The organism is Pseudomonas sp. QL9, from assembly GCF_041409665.1.
GTDB classification, from domain to species: Bacteria; Pseudomonadota; Gammaproteobacteria; order Pseudomonadales; family Pseudomonadaceae; genus Pseudomonas; species Pseudomonas knackmussii.
In genome coordinates this window covers 3,873,193-3,890,903 of record NZ_CP166971.1, presented here as the reverse complement: position 1 = coordinate 3,890,903, position 17,711 = coordinate 3,873,193, and the positions used below count along the sequence as shown (strand labels likewise).

Here is a 17,711-nt window from a genome sequence, read left to right as displayed (position 1 = left end):
CGGGATCTAGCGCAGCAGGCCCAGGCTCTTGGCTCGCGCCACCGCCTGGGTGCGACGCTCCACGCCCAGCTTGTCGTTGATGTGGCGGGCGTGGCTCTTCACGGTGTGCAGCGAGATGAACAGGCGCTCGCTGATCTCCTGGTTCGAGCAGCCCTGGGCGATCAGTTCGAGCACCGCCAGTTCGCGGCCACTCAGGCAGTCGGCCTGGGCCACTCCGCGTTCGCTCTGCTCCGGCAGACGCTCCTGCAGCGCGCGTTGCAGCGGGCAACTCGCGCGGCCGGCGAGTTGTTCGCGTAGCCACTCAGGTTCCTGGGTCAGCAGCACGTGCAAAGGCAGCAAAGCGCCGCCAACCGCGGCTTGCAGGCAGTTGCCCAAGGCCTCGCGCGCTTCGCTTTCGCGTCCGCCCTGCAACAGCAAGAGCACCAGCAACGCCTGTGCATAACTCGCTGGCAGCGTGGTGCCGGCCTGCTGTGCAGAAGCCGTCAGGGTGCGCAGGCGGCGCTCGGCTTCTTCCGTGCGCCCTTCCAGACCGGCCAGCAGTGCCCGCAGCAACTCGATGCAGTAAGGCAACTGCGGATTGCATTCCGGCGGGGTGGCGGGCTGTTCGCCCGAATAGGTTTCCCCCAGGCGCTCGAGCCAGGCGCCGGCCAGTTCCAGCTGGCCCTGGGCGAGCCACAGCTCGCACTTCACCAGGGTGATGACCGAGAGGTAGTAGACCGGCGGCACGTCCCAGACGTGCATCAGCCGCTCGACTTCCGCCAATTGGGCGAAGGCCTGGGTGAAATTGCCCTGGCGCCCTTCGAGGCTGGCCAGCACCGCGTAACCGATGACCAGGTTGACGTCGCGGCAGCCGCGCCCTTCTTCGATGCCAGCGCGCAGCCACTTGCGCGCGTCTTCGCCCTGCAGGCTCAGGCAACGCAGATAGCCCTGGTAGACCAGCAACCGTCCGCGCACCGCATAGCGCCGATGCGCGGGCAGACCGTTCAGTCGTGCCAGCCCCTGCTCGAGTTCGGACTCGGCCCGCCTCACCTCGCCACGCGCCTGCAGCACGCGGGCGCGGTCGTAATGCACCAGCGCCTCGAGCAACGGATTGCCGACGCGCTGCGCCAGCTCCAGCGCCTCGCGGTTCAGGCCGCGCGCGCGCCACGAATCGCCACGGACGATGGCCAGGTTGGCCAGGCTGGAGAGGCACATCAGGCGCGGTCCGGAACGCTCCGCAGGCAGATGTTCGATAGCCTCTGCGCAGTGCCTTTCGGCGAGCTCGATGTCGCCCCGTCCTCGGGCGATGATCCCCGCCAGCGCTTGCCACTGGGCCAGCAAATCGCGCTGTGTGGCGGCGTCGGGAGCCGGCAGGAAGCGCGCCAGCTGCGCGGCCAATTCTTCGGCAGCGTCGAGTTGGCAGGCCAGCGCCAGCGCCCAGCCGTACAGCACCACCAGTCGCGGGGCGCTGGCCAGCAGGCTGTCGGGGAGGTCCATCTTCCAGCGCAGCAGGGTGGCGACGTTCTGTTCGGCGAGCAACTGCTCTTCGGAAAGGCTCTGCACCAGGCTGGCCGCAACTTCCGGATGGCCGGCACGCAGGGCCTGGTCGACCGCTTCGTCGAGCAGCCCGCGGGAACTGAACCAGCGGCACGCGCGCAGGTGCAGCGCCGCCGCGGAAGGACCGGCCGCCGGCAGATCGCGGGTCAGCAGCAGGTCGGAAAACAGGTGGTGATAGCGGAACCAGACGCCCTGGTCGTCCAGCGGCACGAGGAAGACCTGGTGACGCTGCAGGTGGCGCAGGATCTCCGCGCTTTCATGGCTGTCGAGCAGGACGTCGCACAGCTCGGCGCAGAAGCGCTCGAAGCGCGCGGTCTGCAGCAGGAATGCCTGGACCTCCGCGGACTGCTTGTCGATCACTTCTTCCAGCAGGTAGTCGCGGATCAGCTCTTCGGCGCCGGTCAGCGGCACCTCGCAGCCCTGCGCCGCCCCTTCGGGATGCGCCAGCAGCCAGAGGCGCAATCCGGCAATCCAGCCTTCGCTGCGCTCGATCAGGCGCTCGATGACTTCGCCACTGACTCGCGAGCCGCTGGCGGTAACCAGTTCGAGCATTTCCTCGGCAGTCAGGCGCAGGTCCTGTTCGTTGAATTCGAGCAGTTGACGCGACAGGCGCAGGCGCGCCAGGTGCCAGTCCGGCCGCTGGCGACTGGTTATCAGCAGCACCAGGCCGGCGGGCATGTGGTTGAGCAGGAACTGCAGGCAGCGGTCGAGGACCACGCCCTGTGCCAGGTGATAGTCGTCGAGCACCAGCAGCAGTGGCGTCTTGGCGCTGAGCTGTTCCGCCAGTTCGTCGAGCAGGCCATCCAGCCAAGCTTCGAAGGCGAACGGCTGGTGACGCTGACGCATCTTCAATACCGCCAGGGCGTCGTCGCCCAGGTTCGGGAAGTACTGGCGCAGCCCTTCCAGCAGGCGCTCGAGGAAGCGTCCCGGGTCGCAGTCGCGCGCGCTCAGGCCGAGCCACAGGCTGCGCCAGCCGTCGTCGAGGGATTCGCAGAATTCGATGGCCAGGGAGCTCTTGCCGAAGCCGGCCGGCGCCGAAACCAGCAGCAACCGTCCATCCAGCCCAGCGCTCATGCGTTCGCACAGGCGCGGGCGATAGACGTACCCCGCCGGCAGCGGCGGGCGATAGAAACGGCTGCCGATCGCCGGTGCCGATGCCTCCTGGCGGATTGGCAGAGTCGAGAAGTCGGTCATTGCGCCTGGCTCTTGCTCTAGCTCTTCTAATGGAACATCAGTCGCCGAGACTAGTCGCTTGCCCAGTCCATTTGAAGTCGAATTTGTTACCTGACGCGGCGCTTTTCCACTCATCTCTTCAGAACTTGCCTACAAACGCACGCCACCTTCAAGTAACCAAGCCGACATGACAAGCAGAAATTCCCTCATTCGATAAGGAAATGGCGCCCTATCAGTAGGTCCGGATCGTCTACGGAAATCAGAATCCTGGCAAATGACAGGCGAAAAAAAACCGGCCCGAAGGCCGGTTTTTTCAGCAAGGAACCTCGCCCTTAGCGCACGCCGTCCTGACGCAGCGCAGCCGGGGTGAAGTCGCTTTCCGAGGCGGTGTAGTTGAAGTCGTAGGCCGACTTCTCCTCGTTCTTCAGGCCCAGCACCAGGTAACGGCCGGACAGCAGGTCGTACAGGGTCTCGGCGGTGTACCACGGTACCTGGTGGTCGTAGTAGTACTGCGAGAAGGCCTCGGCCACGCGCCACAGGGTGCCGCGGCCGTCGTAGTGGTCGATTTCCACGGCTTGCCAGGTGTCTTCGTCGATGTAGAAGTCACGCTTGGCGTAGATGTGGCGCTCGCCCGGCTTCAGGGTCGCAGTCACGTGCCATACACGGTGCAGCTCGTAGCGGGTCAGGTCCTGGTTCAGGTGGCCGGGTTTGACGATGTCGGCGTACTTCAGCTTCGGATCGTCGAGCTTGTAGTTGTTGTACGGGATGTACAGCTCCTGCTTGCCGATCAGTTTCCAGTCGTAGCGATCCGGCGCGCCGTTGTACATGTCCAGGTTGTCGGCCGTACGCAGACCGTCGGCGGCGGTGCCAGGGCCGTCGTAGGAAACCTGCGGGGCACGACGCACGCGGCGTTGGCCGGCGTTGTAGAGCCAGGCCAGGCGCGGTTCCTTGACCTGGTCGAGGGTCTCGTGGACCAGCAGAACGTTACCGGCCAGGCGTGCCGGCGCGGTGACTTGCTGCTTGAAGTAGAACAGCACGTTGCTCGGCTTGCTCGGGTCGTAGTCTTTCAGGTCGGTGCGGAAGACGAATTCGTCCTGGAAGTACACCGGCGAGAAGGTGCCGTTGACCTGCGGGGTCATCTGGGTCACCAGACGACGCACGTGGCCGCCACGGTAACGGGTGATGTGGTTCCAGATGACTTCCAGGCCGCTTTGCGGAATCGGGAAGGGGTTGGCGGTCTGGAAGTTCTGCAGGCCGTTGCCGCCTTGTACCAGGGTGGCAGTGGTGGCGTTCTTCTTGGTCGCTTCCAGCACGGCGTCGGGCATGGTCGCGGTGCGGTGCGACGGGTACACCGGCATCTTGTAGGTGTCGGGGTAGCGCTGGAACATGGCCAGCTGGCCGGGGGTCAGCTTGTCCTTGTACTTGTCGGCGGTCTGCGCAGTGATGGTGAACAGCGGTTTTTCACTGGCGAACGGGTCGGAGAGGAAACCCTTGCTGTCGGCGGTGCCGGCAGTCTTGGACAGGCCGCCAGTCCAGGCCGGGATGCTGCCGTCGGCGTTGCCGGCCTTCTCGGCGCCCACCGGGGTCAGGGTGCTGCCCAGCTTGGCGGCTTCGCCGGCGGAAACCGCCGCGAATACCTGGGTGGCCAGCAGGCTCAGAGCCAGTGCGCCGGTCTGCAGCAGAATTCTTTTTGTTCTCATTATCGCGTCGTCCTCGAGTGGGTCGTTACTGCTCGCGCGGCCTCCGTGGCGCCACGCTCGCGATCTCCGGTCTGCTATGGGCCCGCCGGCTCGCGCCGGCGGGCGTTTCGCTTAGAAGTTCATGCCAACGCTGAGCGCGACGTAGTCGCGATCTTCGACGGTGGAGTACTTGCCGTCGAAGTAGTTGGTGTAGGAGAGGCTGGCGGTGTAGGTGTTCAGGTAGTCGGCATCCACACCCAGGCTGATGGCCTTGCGGCCTTCCTCGAAGTTGCCGCCCGGGCCGGGGGAGTAGCCGTCGACATCGTGCGACCAGGCCACGTTGGGCTTCAGGTTCACGCCGGCGAAGACGTCGTTGTAGTCCCAGATCGCGCGAGCGCGGTAGCCCCAGGAATCAGCGGTGGTGAAGCCTTCGCTCTCGCAGTTGCGGCTGACGTTGTTGGCGTTGGTAGTACCCAGGGTGCTGGCGTTCAGCGCCTGGCAGGTCGGCGCGCCGTTGAGGGTGCCGGCCAGAGGGCCGGGGCCGAACACCGGGTCACGACCGTAGCGAGCCTTGGACTGGCTCTCCAGGCCGCCGACGTGGGTCCAGCCCACTTCGCCGACCAGGGTCAGACGTTCCGCGCCCATCACCTGGTCGATGAACTGGGTGAAGGTGGTCTGCAGCTGGGTGATTTCCTTGCGCTCGTAGCCGTGGATGTCCTGGCCAGCCTGGCCGTTGAGCACCGAGGCGTTGCTGTAGATATGGTTGCCGCCGATGGAGACCGGATCCAGACCTGCATAGAGGATGTCGGTGGTGTTCAGCTGCACCGGAGCGTTCGGACGGTAGCTGATCTCGCCCTGCCACGCGGTGCCGGAGGGCAGCGTGGTGGAGAAGCTCAGGCCATACAGGTGAATATCTTCCGGATACTCGATGAAGTAGCTGGAGTTACCCGCCATGGCCACTGCACCAGCTTGCGCGGCCAGCGTCGGGCTGATCGCCGCCAGGCTGGTGATGCGGCTATTGATGGCGTTGACCTTGGCGACCGACGCACCGCTGCCGCTGAAGATCGGCAGGCGGCTGTGGTAGTTCATGTAATAGCCGCCGAACTCGGTGTTCAAGGCATCGGCGAAGTACTTCAGCGACAGGCCGTACTGGCCGCTGTCGCGGGCATCGCGATCCGGGCCGCGCGGCACGATCACACCTTCGCCGTAGGCCGACTGGGTCACCGCCAGGTTCGGGCCGAGCAGGCCGTTCAGGGCGTTGATCGAGGCGCGGTTGTTGCTCAGCACCGCCAGGTTGTTGGAGCAACCGTCGGCAACCACGTCAGGCTGGGAGAAGAAGGTGCCGCAGTTGTCGACCACCGTCTGGTCCCACTCCAGCTGGTAGAAGCCTTCGGCGGAGAGGTTGTCGGTGAGGTTCTGCGACAGATAGAACATGTTCACCGGCACCAGGGCTTCCTTGATCTCGGAGCCCGGGCGGCGGAAGGCGGAGACGTCCACCGGGTTGATCACGCTGATGCCGTTCTGGATGAAGGTGCTCTCACCCCAGTTCACCACCTGCTTGCCCAGGCGCACGTTACCCGGCAGTTCGCCGATGGTGTACTTGTGGTAGATGAAGGCGTCCAGCAGTTCGGCGCCCTTGCCTTTGGCGGCGGTCTTGCGGCCGCTGTCCTCGATCGGCTTGAAGTTGGTGTCGTCGTCCTCGATGGCCATGTCGTACCAGTACTTGCCGCGCAGGAAGACGCCGGTGTCCTGGTATTTCAGCTCGAGGTCATGGATGCCCTTGAAGATCTTCGAGAAGGCGTCACCGGACTTGTAGTTCAGGTGGCCGTCGTCGGAGGTCTGCGACAGCCCCTTGCCGCCGTTGTTCACCCCGATCAGGTTCTTGTTCGGGTTCTGGGTCGACCAGCTGGCCCCGATGGACAGCGAGGAGTCGAAGGAGCCCTCGATTTCCCCAATGTTGAAAGTCACCGCGGAAGCCGGGGCGGCGAGCGAAGAAGCCAGGCTGACGGCCAGCGGCAAACGCGCCAGGCGCCAGATTTTCCTCATTGTTGTCATCGACGCTACTCCATGTGTTTTTTGTTATGAGTGGCGCCGACTATAGCCAGCCCCCCGATACCCTTGATCCCTCGAAAGTGTGATTTCGCACTCGAACCGGTCAGCGAGGCGCGGACTAGAGGGGGCGGCGATTGCAACAGAAATGAAACGGGCCGCGCCAAGCGCTTGCTTGGGCGGCCCGTGGGCTGTGGCGGGGCTCAGACGGTAGAGAGGAACTCGCTGCCGGACTCCTGCCAACGGGCGATATCGACGCGAATGCGCTTCTTGTCGAGCTTGCCGACGCTGGTCTTGGGAACTTCAGTAACAACGGCGATCTGCGACGGAATTGCCCACTTGTTGATATGGCCCTGCTCGACGAAAGGCTTGAGGTGTTCCTTCAGGCCCTTGGCGTCCAGCTGCTGGCCCTCGACGAGCACCAGCAGGGCGAACGGACGCTCGCCCCATTGCGGGTCGGGTACGCCAACCACCGCTACTTCACGTACCGCCGCATGGCGGCTGATGAGGTCTTCCAGCTCCAGCGAGGAGAGCCACTCGCCGCCGGTCTTGATGACATCCTTGATGCGGTCGCGGATGTCGATGTAACCCATGCCGTCGAGCGTCGCGACGTCGCCGGTGTGCATCCAGCCGCCGGCCCACAGCTCTTCGCTCTTCTCCGGCTCGTTGAAGTAGCCCTGGGTCAGCCAGGGCGCACGCAGTACCAGCTCGCCCTGGGTCTCGCCGTCGTGCGGCTTGAGCTCGCCGTGCTCGTCCATGATGGCGGCGTCCACCATCGGCACCGGCACGCCGGCCTTGATGCGGTAGGTGGTGCGCTCGTCCTCGCTGCCGGCCATCAGCTCGTCGTTGAGGTAGGCGCAGGAAATCAGCGGGCAGGTTTCCGACATGCCGTAGGCGGCGGTCAGCTGCACACCACGGGCCTTGGCCGCCTCGTAAAGCGCACGGTTCAGTGCGCTGCCACCGATGATCACCTTGAGCCCGCCGAAGTCGTGGCCCTTGGCGCTCGGCGCGTTGAGCATCATCTGCAGGATGGTCGGCACGCAGTGGGAGAAGGTCACCTGCTCCTCGCGGATCAGCCGGCAGAGCATGTCCGGCTCGTAACGGCCCGGGTACACCTGCTTCACGCCGAGCATGGTCGCCACGTACGGCACGCCCCAGGCATGCACGTGGAACATCGGGGTGATCGGCATGTAGACGTCGGCGTTACCCATCAGGCGGATGCTGTCCAGGCTGCCGATGGTCGAGGCCATGGCCAGGGTGTGCAGCACCAGCTGGCGATGGGTGAAGTACACGCCCTTGGGATTGCCGGTGGTGCCGGTGGTGTAGAAGGTGGTCGCCACCGAGTTCTCGTCGAAGTCGGGGAAGGCGTAGCGCGGGCTGGCCGCGGCGAGCAGCGCCTCGTATTCGCCGACGCAGTCGGGCAGCGGGCTGCTCTTGTCCGCGCCGTCGGTCAGCAGAAGGGTCTTCTGCACCGTGGCCAGCTGGCTGGCGATGCCCTGGTAGAGCGGCACGAACTCGGCGTTGACCAGCACGAAGCGGTCCTCGGCGTGGTTCATGGTGTAGAGGATCTGGTCCGGCGAGAGGCGGATGTTGATGGTATGCAGTACCGCGCCGATCATCGGAATGGCGAACATGCACTCCAGGTAGCGGTGGCTGTCCCAATCCATCACGGCGACGGTATCGCCGGCCTTCACGCCGGCTTCGCTGAGCACGTTGGCCAGGCGCGCGACCCGCTCGTTGAAGGTGGCGTAGTCGTAGCGCACCAGATCCCGGTAGACGATCTCGCGGCTGCGCTCGTAGCGCGCCCCGGAGAGCAGCAGGCTCTTGATCAGCAGGGGGTACTGGTAGGCATTGCCCGCGGCGGGGAGGAGTCGGGTCTTGAGCATCGTCGGCTTACCTGTCGGATCTTGTACGGGAGAAAGAATGCTGCCGACTCTAGGGCCCAGACCATGACCGTTCATCCATCCAAAGAGTGATTTGCGGGTGACTCTTTGGCGCGATCCGGTCACGCGGTAGAATCGCCCCCGCCCGGTCGTTCACGACCGTCCCCAGAACAAAAGCCAAGAGGTAGTTTTGCCATGTCCGAAATCGTCATCGTCAGCGGCGCCCGTACTCCCATGGGCGGTTTCCAGGGCAGCCTGGCCGCGGTGTCCGCCGTCGACCTGGGCGCCATCGCCATTCGCGAAGCGGTCGCCCGCGCCGGCATCCAGGCCAGCGATGTCGAGGAAGTGATCATGGGCTGCGTACTGCCCGCCGGCCTCAAGCAGGGCCCGGCCCGCCAGGCCGCGCTGAACGCCGGCCTGCCGAGCGCCGCCGGCTGCACCACCATCAACAAGCTGTGCGGCTCGGGCATGAAGGCCGTGATGCTGGCCCACGACCTGCTCAAGGCCGGGACCAACCAGGTGATGATCGCCGGCGGCATGGAGAGCATGTCCAACGCCCCCTACGTCCTGGAGAAAGCCCGCACCGGCCTGCGCATGGGCCACGGCGAGATCAAGGACCACATGTTCCTCGACGGCCTGGAAGACGCTCGCACCGGCCGCCTGATGGGCTCCTTCGCCCAGGAAACCGCCGACCAGTACGGCGTGACCCGTGAAGAGATGGACGCCTACGCCATCGAGTCGCTCAAGCGCGCCCAGGCCGCCATCAAGGACGGCTCGCTGGCCAGCGAAATCGTTCCGGTGACCGTGACCACCCGCAAGGGCGAGGTCGTGGTGAAGGACGACGAACAGCCGCTGACCGCCAACCTGGACAAGATCCCGGGCCTGAAGCCGGCCTTCAAGAAGGACGGCACCATCACCGCCGCCAACGCCAGCTCGATCTCCGACGGCGCCTCCGCGCTGGTCCTGATGACCGCCGAGGAAGCCGCTCGCCGTGGCCTCAAGCCGCTGGCCAAGATCGTCGGCCACGCCACCCAGAGCCAGGACCCGAGCGAGTTCACCCTGGCCCCGATCGGCGCGATGACCAACCTGTTCAAGAAGACCGGCTGGAACAAGGACGACGTCGACCTGTTCGAGATCAACGAAGCCTTCGCCATGGTCACCATGCTGGCCATGCGCGAACACGGCCTGGACCACGCCAAGGTCAACGTCTACGGCGGCGCCTGCGCCCAGGGCCACCCGGTCGGCTCCACCGGCTCGCGGATCATCATCACCCTGATCAACGCCCTGCAGAAGAAAGGCGGCAAGCGCGGCGTGGCCTCGCTGTGCATCGGCGGCGGCGAAGCCACCGCGGTAGCCATCGAACTGCTGTAAGGCTGTTACCGGTAACGCGAAGGGCGCGGCCAACTGGCCGCGCCCTTTTCGTTTCAGCGGGTGGCACTGGCCGCGTGCGGCGCGGTACGCGGAAACACCAGGGCGGCGAGGAAGGTAACAACGCCGAGCACGGCCAGCAGCAAATAGAGCCCACCCAGCCCTTGGCGCGGCTCGACGTAGGCAATCAGCGGAATGGCCGCCGCACTGGCACCGAAGGACACGAAGTAGCGCAGGGCGAACACTCGCGCCTGCCACTGCGGCGCAACGAAGTTGGCGACCATCGCGTCATTCACCGTTACCTGGCCGAACACCACGAACATGAACAGCGCGCCACACAGCGCCACCGACCAGCCCTGGGCGTAGGCCAGCGCCACCAGCAGCGGGGCCTGACACAGGGTCATCAGCATGAACGGCCCCTTGAGGCTGAAGCGGTCGAGCAGGCGGCCCATGATCAGCTGCGCAATGGCGCCGAAGGCATAAGCCAGGGCGACCACCAGGCCAAGGCTTTCCGGCGAGGCGAGCAGATCGTGCAGGCGCACCTGGAACAGCCGTGGATAAGTCACGGTGCTGGCGTTGAACACTACCCCGCCGGTCAACGTCACCAGCGCAAGCACGCCGAACACCAGGCGCATCGAAACCGCCTGCCCGCCCTTGCCGCGCGGCGCGCTGTGCTTCACCTGCACTGGCGCCTCCTGGCGAACCTGCCAGGCGAAACCCAGCCCGACCAGAATGGCCAAGGCGCCGGGCAGGATGAATGCCGCTCGCCAGCCGAAATGCGCGGTGAGGAAGCCGGTCAGCAGCGCAGCGAAGGCCACGCCGAGGTTACCCCACATGCCGTTGATACCGATTTCGTGGCCGCGATTCTGCGCGTGCGCCACCAGCATCGCGGTGCCCACCGGGTGGTAGATGGCGGCGAAGACGCCGACCAGCGTCAACCCCAGCGCCAGCATCGCGGTTGACTGGCTCAGGCCGGTGAAGATCGCCGCCGCGCCAATACCGAGGAAGAACAGCAGCAGCATGTGCCGGCGATCCCACTTGTCGCCCAGCCAACCGGCCGGCAGCGAACAGGCGCCAAAGGCGATGAAGCCACCCAGCGAAAGGCCGATCAGCTCGGCGTAGCTCTTGCCGAAGCTCTGCGACATACCCAGCACCGCGGCGGGGAAGATCAGCATGAACATGTGGTCGAGCACGTGGGCGGCGTTGACGTAGCGGATGATGGTGCGGGGAAGGCTCATGATGGGCTCGCGCTTTCTGGCGGTTGTCCGGCCATGCTAGGTTGGCCGCCATCCGCATATCTGACAGAAAAGTCATCGGACCGGACATGCTCATCGACTACCCCTTCGGCGAGCGGCTCACCGCCATCGCCCGCGACTACCAAGACGGCGCCCACGTGGAGCCGCACCGGCACAGCCAGGCACAGTTGCTCTACGCCGCCGACGGCCTGATGCGTCTGGTCACCGGCCAGGGCGCCTGGGTCATTCCGCCGACCCGCGCGGTGTGGATTCCACCGCAGGTCGAGCACGAGATCTTCATGTCCGGCGCGGTGCGCATGCGCACGCTCTATCTCGCGCCCAAGTTCGAACCGGCAGGCCTGGAGGGTTGCTGCGTCCTGGCGGTGACACCGCTGCTGCGCGAACTGATCCTGCGTGCCATCGACGCCCCGCGAGGTGAGGCGGCCGAACTGGTGGAGCGCCTACTGCTGCTGGAGATCGCCAGCCTGCAGCACCTGCCGCTGGCCCTGCCCTTCCCCGCCGACCGCCGCCTGCGCGGCATCTGCCTGGCGCTGCTGAAGCGCCCGGAGCATCCGCACACGCTGGAGGACTGGGGACTGGAAGTGGGCGCCAGCTCGCGCACCCTGGCGCGGCTGTTCCGCCAGGAGCTGGGCATGAGTTTCCAGGAATGGCGCCAGCAGCTGCGCCTGACCGAAGCGCTACCGCGCCTGCTGGCCGGCGCAAGCGTGCAGCGCATTGCCGCCGAACTGGGATACGGCAGCGCGCGCGCCTTCAGCGCCATGTTCAAGCGCCTGGTCGGGGAGAACCCAAGGGAATACGTGCAGGGATTGCGGAAGATGAACAGCCTGTAGGAGCGCGCCATGCGCGCGATTCGCGGCCATGGGCCGCTCCTACAGGAGATTGGCGTGCCTGCTCAGCGCAACGAAGTGAATGCCAGCTTCACGCCCAGCGCCACCAGCACCGCGCCCATCAGCCGATCGAACCAGTGGCCCATGCGGGCGAAGCCGGCGCGCACGCGCTGCTGGCTGAACAGCAGGGCGACGAAGCTGAACCAGACCGCAGTGGCGCAAGCCAGGTAGACGCCGTAGCCGGCCTGGATCGCCAGCGGCGTGTGCGGGTTGATCACCACGGTGAACAGCGAGAGGAAGAACAGCGTCGCCTTCGGGTTCAGGCCGTTGGTCACGAAGCCGCTGACGAAAGCGCCGCGTGAACTGCGATCCACCTGTTCAAGCGCTGCCTGCTCGGCACCGACAGGCGCCGGGCGGGCGCGCAGGGCCTTGATGCCGATATAGAACAGGTAGGCCGCGGCGGCCCACTTGAGCACGTTGAACAGCATGATCGACTGGGAAACGATCAGGCCGATGCCCAGCAGCGAGTAGGTGACATGGATGAAGATGCCGCAGCCCACGCCCAGCGCCGTCCAGGTGCCGGCGCGGCGGCCGTGGGTCACGCTTTCGCGCACCACCACGGCGAAGTCCGGCCCCGGGCTGGCCACCGCCAGCAGGTGGATCAACGCCACGGTGAGAAATTCCGTCCAGTACATGCTGCCTCCGCACATCGGCAAGAAAACCGTTTAGGCTGGCCACCTTACGCCCGCCCCGCTTTCCGCAAAAGGTACAGCTACAGATGAACAGTGCCCGCGCCGTCTTCCTCGACACCGCTTCCCTCGACCTCGGCGACCTCGACCTGCAGCCGCTCCGCCAGGCCTTCGGTGAACTGGTCACGCACGCCGCCAGCACCCCGGACCAGGTCGCCGCTCGCCTGCAGGGCGCCAGCGTGGCAATCAGCAACAAGGCGCCGATCAATGCGGACACACTCGCCCAATGCCCTGATCTGAAGCTGATCCTGGTCACCGCCACTGGCACCAACAACATCGACCTGGCCGCCGCCCGCGCGCGGAGCATCGCGGTGTGCAACTGCCAGGGCTACGGCACCGCCTCGGTGGCGCAGCACGCCCTCCTGCTGCTGCTCGCCCTGGCCACTCGCCTGCCCGACTACCAGAGCGCGATCCGCGCCGGCCGCTGGCAGCAGGCCACGCAGTTCTGCCTGCTGGACTTCCCCATCGTCGAACTGGAGGGCAAGACCCTCGGCCTGCTCGGCCATGGCGAACTGGGCAGCGCGGTAGGCCGCCTGGCCGAAGCCTTCGGCATGCGCGTACTGCTCGGCCAACTGCCCGGCCGCCCGCCCCGCGCGGACCGCCTCGCGCTCGACGAACTGCTCCCGCAGGTCGATGCGCTCAGCCTGCACTGCCCGCTCACCGAGCAGACCCGCGGCATGCTCGGCCAACGCGAACTGGACCTGATGAAGCCCGGTGCCTTCCTGATCAACACCGCGCGCGGCGGCCTGATCGACGAGCAGGCCCTGGCCGACACCCTGCGCCGCGGCCACCTCGGCGGCGCCGCCACCGACGTGCTCAGCGTCGAACCGCCGAAGGACGGCAACCCGCTGCTGGCTGGCGACATCCCGCGCCTGATCGTCACCCCGCACAATGCCTGGGGCAGCCGCGAAGCCCGCCAGCGCATCGTCGGCCAGGTCGCGGAGAACGCCGCAGCCTTCTTCGCCGGCCAGCCGCTGCGCCAGGTCAACGCCTGATGCTGCACCTGGTTTGCGGCGACTACGCGGCCGAGGTCCTGCGCGCCGCCATGGCCAGCGGCGCCCTGCCGCCGGCACCGGTCCGCGTGATGCCGGACGACCTGGCGGTTGGGCCGCTTCACGGCGTCGATGCCCCACCCTGCCTGGAACGCGCACGCTTCTGGCACCAGCTTGGCGCCGAGGTCCTGGCCGATCGAGCAATCGCCACCGAACTGAGCGCCGACGCCCAGTGGCTGCGCTCCCCCGACGTCGAGCGCCTGTGTCTCTGGCACGGCGACAGCGCCAGCGAGCAGTTGCTACTACGCCGGGTCTGCGCCTTGTTGCCCGCCAGGGTCGAATTGCACGCCGTTGCCGGCGGTTCGGGCGAATGCCGCAGCGGCACGCGCCGGGCCATCGCCATGCTAGCGCCCACGAAATTGGCCGCACTGCCGGCAGAGCACCTCGACTCGGCTTCGCGTGACCGACTGGGCGCGCAATGGCAGCACTGGCGCGAGCGCGACGACACCCTGCGACTCTGGCTGGACGGCCGCCTGCAAGGCGCCGATTACGCGCTCATCGACAATGCCCTGCTGGCTGAATGCTCCGCCGAATGGCGCCCGGCGCGACGCCTGATCGCACCGGTCATGGCTGGCGTGGATGGCCTCTTCGTCACCGACCTGTTGAGCCTCTGGCGCCTGCGACAACTGGCCGTCGAAGGCCGCCTCGAGACCCGTGGCACCGGCCCCTGGGACGACCTGGAGGCGCGCCTCGCCTAGGCTGTGAAGGCGCAGGCCTGCTAAGCTTGCGCCCTTTTTTCGAGGAGGCCGCATGTCCAACGCCCCCACCAGCGAGGTGCTGCTGCGCCAGATCGAACGCCTCGGCGGCCACGTCCTGCTGGCCGGCCTGCCTGCCGACGACCTGCTCGGCGAGCTGCCCCAGGCGCAAGGCTGGAGCTGGCACGCCGGCGAGCAACGTCTGCTCGAGGCACGCTTCCCCGGCCGCTGCCATTTCGGCGTGACGCCGCCGCCCGGCCCGTTCGAAGCCGCGGTGCTGTTCCTGCCCAAGTCCCGCGAACTGACCGACTATCTCCTGGCCGCGCTGGCCAGCCAGGTGCCCAACGGCCACCTCTATCTGGTCGGCGAGAAACGCGCAGGCGTCGAACGCGCAGCCAAGCAACTCGGCGCCCTGGCGAAAGCCGCCAAGCTCGACAGCGCGCGCCACTGCCAGCTCTGGCACGCCCGCATCGGCGAAGCGCCGCCCGCCCCCGACCTGCACGCCCTGGCCCAGCGCTACAGCCTGCCGCTGGCCGATGGCGAGCTGCAGGTGCTGACCCTGCCCGGCGTCTTCAGCCATGGCCGCCTGGACCGCGGCAGCGCCCTGCTGCTCGAGCACCTCGACGGCCTGCCGACAGGCCACGTGCTGGACTTCGGCTGCGGTGCCGGCGTGCTGGGTGCGACGCTAAAACGACGTTATCCACAGAGCCGCCTGACCCTGCTCGATGTCGACGCCTTCGCCATCGAGAGCAGCCGCCTGACCCTGGCCGCCAATGGCCTGGAGGGCGACGTGATCGCCGGCGACGGCATCGATGCGGCGCCCACCGAACTGGCCGCAATCGTCAGCAACCCACCCTTCCACCAGGGTGTGCACACCAGCTACGAGGCCACCGAGCGCCTGCTGCGCGAAGCCGCGAAGCACTTGCGCCCAACCGGCGAACTACGCCTGGTGGCCAACAGTTTCCTGCGCTATCCGCCGCTGATCGAGGAACACCTCGGAGCCTGCCGCAGCCTCGCCGAAGCCGACGGCTTCCGCATCTACAGCGCGCGGCGCGCCTGAGCCACCGATTCATTCCGGGCGCCACCAGCGCCCGCCAGCCGAGAACTCCCGTGAACAGCAATCTGAATGACGCTCCGGCGTCGGCGCAGCAAAGCGCTCCCCACCTCAAGCGCGCGCTCAAGCCGCGCCACCTGAACATGATCGCCATCGGCGGCTCCATCGGCACCGGCCTGTTTGTCGCCTCCGGCAGCACGGTGGCCACCGCCGGCCCGGGCGGCGCCCTGCTGGCCTATGCGCTGATCGGCGTCATGGTGTTCTTCCTGATGACCAGCCTCGGCGAGATGGCCGCCTACATTCCCGATTCGGGGTCCTTCTCGACCTACGGCAGCCGCTTCGTCGACGACGGCTTCGGCTTCGCCATGGGTTGGAACTACTGGTACAACTGGGCGGTGACCATCGCCGCGGAACTGGTCGCGGCGCAGCTGGTGATGAACTTCTGGTTCCCCGACGTTCCAGGCATCTACTGGAGCGCCGGCTTCCTCGCCATCATGTTCCTGCTCAACGTCTTCTCGGTGAAGGGCTTCGGCGAGGCCGAGTTCTGGTTCGCGCTGATCAAGGTGGTCGCCGTGGTGATCTTCATCGGCATCGGCCTGGCCAGCATCGTCGGCATCATGCACGGCATCGACGCGCCCGGATTCAGCAACTTCACCACTGGCGACGCGCCCTTCGTTGGTGGCCTGCAGGCGATGATCGGGGTGGCGATGATCGCCGGCTTCTCGTTCCAGGGCACCGAACTGATCGGGGTCGCCGCCGGCGAGTCGGAGCACCCGCACAAGTCGATCCCCAAGGCGATCCGCCAGGTGTTCTGGCGAATCCTGATGTTCTACATCCTGGCGATCTTCGTCATCGGCATGCTGATTCCCTACACCGATCCCAACCTGCTGAAGACCGACAGCAGCGACATCAGCACCTCGCCGTTCACCCTGCTGTTCCAGCGCGCCGGCCTCGCGGCCGCAGCCGGGGTGATGAACGCGGTGATCCTTTCGGCGATCCTCTCCGCCGGCAACTCCGGGATGTACGCCTCGACCCGCATGCTCTACATGATGGCCGTGCACGGCCAGGCCCCGCGCGTGTTTGCCCAACTGTCGAAGAGCGGTGTGCCGCGCCAGGCGCTGCTGGCCACCACCCTGGTCGGCGCGCTGTGCTTCCTCACCAGCTTCATCGGCGACAAGACCGTCTACACCTGGCTGCTGAACACCTCGGGCATGTGCGGCTTCATCGTCTGGCTGGGCATCGCCGCCTCGCACTACCGCTTCCGCAAGGGCTTCCTGGCACAGGGCGGGCGCCTGGAGGACCTGCCCTACCGCGCCAAGTGGTTCCCCTTCGGCCCGCTGTTCGCCTTCAGCCTGTGCCTGGCGATCACCCTCGGGCAGAACTACCAGGCCTTCATCGGCGAGCGCATCGACTGGGCGGGCCTGGCCGCCACCTACATCAGCCTGCCGCTGTTCCTGGCGATCTGGTGGGGCTACCGGCTCAAGCACGGCAGCCGCTTCGTGCGCTACGAGGAAATGGACGTCCGCGCTGGCGACGACGACTGACCGGCGCGCCTTGCCCTCCCTGCCCGAGTTGGGCAGAATGCGCGCCGTCCTAGGGGAGTAGTCTCCCGCGAGCGGCCTGCGGCCCTCGCCCGGCGCGCGTCAACATACTTGGCCCACAGGCCATGGCGCGTGCGACCTCAGGCCCGTCTCCCGGGCCGAGGGTTTGACAAGACCTATGACACGAGCGATCCGGCCCGGGGCGGGCGGATGGCACGTGTCATGGTGCTCTGTCGACCCGCCCCCAAGGAAAAAGCCTGATGGAATCCCTCTTCGTCCCGATCCTCGTGGTCGCCCTCGCCGAAATCGGCGACAAGACGCAACTGCTCGCCCTCGTCCTCGCCGCGCGCTTCCGCAAGCCCTGGCCGATCATCGCCGGCATCATCGCCGCCACCCTGGCCAACCACTTCGTCGCTGGCGCCGTCGGCAAATGGGTCTCGACCTTCTTTTCCGAAGCCACGCTGAGCTGGCTGCTGGCCGCCTCCTTCCTTGCCGTAGCGGCCTGGACGCTGATTCCGGACAAGCTGGACGACGACGAAGGCGGCGGCCTGAAGAAGTTCGGCCCGTTCCTCACCACCCTGATCGCCTTCTTCCTCGCCGAGATGGGCGACAAGACCCAGGTCGCCACCGTGATGCTCGCCGCACAGTACCCGCATTTCTGGCTGGTCGTGGCCGGCACCACCATCGGCATGTTGCTGGCCAACGTGCCAGTCGTCCTGGCCGGCAACTTCGCCGCCGAACGCCTGCCGCTGGCGCTCATCCGCCGCCTGGCGGCCAGCGCCTTCGCCGTGCTCGGCCTGGCTGCAGCCTGGCACGCGGCGAAGCTCTCCGGGTTGTTCTGAGGTTTCT

Annotated in this window: 13 protein-coding genes and 1 riboswitch; of the genes, 7 read left to right on the top strand and 6 right to left on the bottom strand. The window is 66.6% G+C overall.

Going from position 1 to position 17,711, the window contains the following annotated elements; genetic code table 11:
• Positions 1-6: 6 nt before the first annotated feature.
• The 4 genes from ACA097_RS18205 to ACA097_RS18190 form a co-directional block, all read right to left on the bottom strand.
• Entirely contained in the window at positions 7-2,730 is a 2,724-nt protein-coding gene (locus tag ACA097_RS18205) for a LuxR C-terminal-related transcriptional regulator (RefSeq protein WP_371365045.1), read from the bottom strand.
• A 311-nt stretch (positions 2,731-3,041) separates the two neighbouring features.
• Positions 3,042-4,409 (bottom strand): DUF1329 domain-containing protein, encoded by a 1,368-nt coding sequence (locus tag ACA097_RS18200; protein WP_371365042.1) that lies wholly within the window; start codon positions 4,407-4,409, stop codon positions 3,042-3,044.
• 111 nt (positions 4,410-4,520) lie between these two features.
• Positions 4,521-6,443: a DUF1302 domain-containing protein gene (locus ACA097_RS18195; RefSeq protein ID WP_371365040.1), complete on the bottom strand. Its 1,923-nt coding sequence runs from the start codon at positions 6,441-6,443 to the stop codon at positions 4,521-4,523.
• Positions 6,444-6,640: 197 nt separating this feature from the next.
• The gene (locus ACA097_RS18190; protein WP_371365036.1) at positions 6,641-8,323 is read right to left on the bottom strand and encodes a fatty acid--CoA ligase; all 1,683 of its coding nucleotides are present in this window, start codon (positions 8,321-8,323) and stop codon (positions 6,641-6,643) included.
• A 192-nt stretch (positions 8,324-8,515) separates the two neighbouring features.
• On the opposite strand from ACA097_RS18190, the gene ACA097_RS18185 reads away from it, so the two are divergent.
• Positions 8,516-9,691: an acetyl-CoA C-acyltransferase gene (locus tag ACA097_RS18185; protein ID WP_043254816.1), complete on the top strand. Its 1,176-nt coding sequence runs from the start codon at positions 8,516-8,518 to the stop codon at positions 9,689-9,691.
• 53 nt (positions 9,692-9,744) lie between these two features.
• On the opposite strand, the gene ACA097_RS18180 is transcribed toward ACA097_RS18185, so the two are convergent.
• Positions 9,745-10,926: an MFS transporter gene (locus ACA097_RS18180; RefSeq protein WP_371365033.1), complete on the bottom strand. Its 1,182-nt coding sequence runs from the start codon at positions 10,924-10,926 to the stop codon at positions 9,745-9,747.
• Positions 10,927-11,012: 86 nt separating this feature from the next.
• Between ACA097_RS18180 and ACA097_RS18175 the strand changes: the two genes are divergently transcribed.
• Entirely contained in the window at positions 11,013-11,774 is a 762-nt protein-coding gene (locus tag ACA097_RS18175) for a helix-turn-helix transcriptional regulator (protein ID WP_371365031.1), read from the top strand.
• Between the two features lie 62 nt (positions 11,775-11,836).
• Here ACA097_RS18175 and ACA097_RS18170 read toward each other — a convergent pair whose 3' ends face one another.
• Positions 11,837-12,466: a LysE family translocator gene (locus tag ACA097_RS18170; RefSeq protein ID WP_371365029.1), complete on the bottom strand. Its 630-nt coding sequence runs from the start codon at positions 12,464-12,466 to the stop codon at positions 11,837-11,839.
• A gap of 83 nt (positions 12,467-12,549) precedes the next feature.
• On the opposite strand from ACA097_RS18170, the gene ACA097_RS18165 reads away from it, so the two are divergent.
• The 5 genes from ACA097_RS18165 (at position 12,550) to ACA097_RS18145 (ending at position 17,704) form a co-directional block, all read left to right on the top strand.
• Entirely contained in the window at positions 12,550-13,515 is a 966-nt protein-coding gene (locus ACA097_RS18165) for a 2-hydroxyacid dehydrogenase (protein ID WP_371365027.1), read from the top strand.
• Positions 13,515-14,270 carry a DUF3658 domain-containing protein gene (locus ACA097_RS18160; RefSeq protein ID WP_371365025.1) on the top strand — a complete coding sequence of 252 codons (756 nt, stop codon included), beginning with the start codon at positions 13,515-13,517 and terminating at the stop codon, positions 14,268-14,270. Before ACA097_RS18165 ends, ACA097_RS18160 begins: the two co-directional genes overlap by 1 nt.
• 52 nt (positions 14,271-14,322) lie before the next feature.
• The gene (locus ACA097_RS18155; protein WP_371365023.1) at positions 14,323-15,327 is read left to right on the top strand and encodes a methyltransferase; all 1,005 of its coding nucleotides are present in this window, start codon (positions 14,323-14,325) and stop codon (positions 15,325-15,327) included.
• 62 nt (positions 15,328-15,389) lie between these two features.
• Positions 15,390-16,865: an amino acid permease gene (locus ACA097_RS18150; protein WP_043257677.1), complete on the top strand. Its 1,476-nt coding sequence runs from the start codon at positions 15,390-15,392 to the stop codon at positions 16,863-16,865.
• Between the two features lie 40 nt (positions 16,866-16,905).
• A riboswitch (yybP-ykoY riboswitch) is annotated at positions 16,906-17,054 on the top strand.
• A gap of 68 nt (positions 17,055-17,122) precedes the next feature.
• On the top strand, positions 17,123-17,704 hold the full coding sequence (locus ACA097_RS18145; RefSeq protein ID WP_156958068.1) for a TMEM165/GDT1 family protein: 582 nt from the start codon (positions 17,123-17,125) through the stop codon (positions 17,702-17,704).
• Positions 17,705-17,711 lie beyond the last annotated feature (7 nt).

What these genes read in the sequence shown, in the direction of transcription:
- ACA097_RS18205 (WP_371365045.1), bottom strand. Translation starts at nt 2,730, where the DNA reads ATGACCGACTTCTCGACTCTGCCAATCCGCCAGGAGGCATCGGCACCG.
- ACA097_RS18200 (WP_371365042.1), bottom strand. Translation starts at nt 4,409, where the DNA reads ATGAGAACAAAAAGAATTCTGCTGCAGACCGGCGCACTGGCTCTGAGC.
- ACA097_RS18195 (WP_371365040.1), bottom strand. Translation starts at nt 6,443, where the DNA reads ATGACAACAATGAGGAAAATCTGGCGCCTGGCGCGTTTGCCGCTGGCC.
- ACA097_RS18190 (WP_371365036.1), bottom strand. Translation starts at nt 8,323, where the DNA reads ATGCTCAAGACCCGACTCCTCCCCGCCGCGGGCAATGCCTACCAGTAC.
- ACA097_RS18185 (WP_043254816.1), top strand. Translation starts at nt 8,516, where the DNA reads ATGTCCGAAATCGTCATCGTCAGCGGCGCCCGTACTCCCATGGGCGGT.
- ACA097_RS18180 (WP_371365033.1), bottom strand. Translation starts at nt 10,926, where the DNA reads ATGAGCCTTCCCCGCACCATCATCCGCTACGTCAACGCCGCCCACGTG.
- ACA097_RS18175 (WP_371365031.1), top strand. Translation starts at nt 11,013, where the DNA reads ATGCTCATCGACTACCCCTTCGGCGAGCGGCTCACCGCCATCGCCCGC.
- ACA097_RS18170 (WP_371365029.1), bottom strand. Translation starts at nt 12,466, where the DNA reads ATGTACTGGACGGAATTTCTCACCGTGGCGTTGATCCACCTGCTGGCG.
- ACA097_RS18165 (WP_371365027.1), top strand. Translation starts at nt 12,550, where the DNA reads ATGAACAGTGCCCGCGCCGTCTTCCTCGACACCGCTTCCCTCGACCTC.
- ACA097_RS18160 (WP_371365025.1), top strand. Translation starts at nt 13,515, where the DNA reads ATGCTGCACCTGGTTTGCGGCGACTACGCGGCCGAGGTCCTGCGCGCC.
- ACA097_RS18155 (WP_371365023.1), top strand. Translation starts at nt 14,323, where the DNA reads ATGTCCAACGCCCCCACCAGCGAGGTGCTGCTGCGCCAGATCGAACGC.
- ACA097_RS18145 (WP_156958068.1), top strand. Translation starts at nt 17,123, where the DNA reads ATGGAATCCCTCTTCGTCCCGATCCTCGTGGTCGCCCTCGCCGAAATC.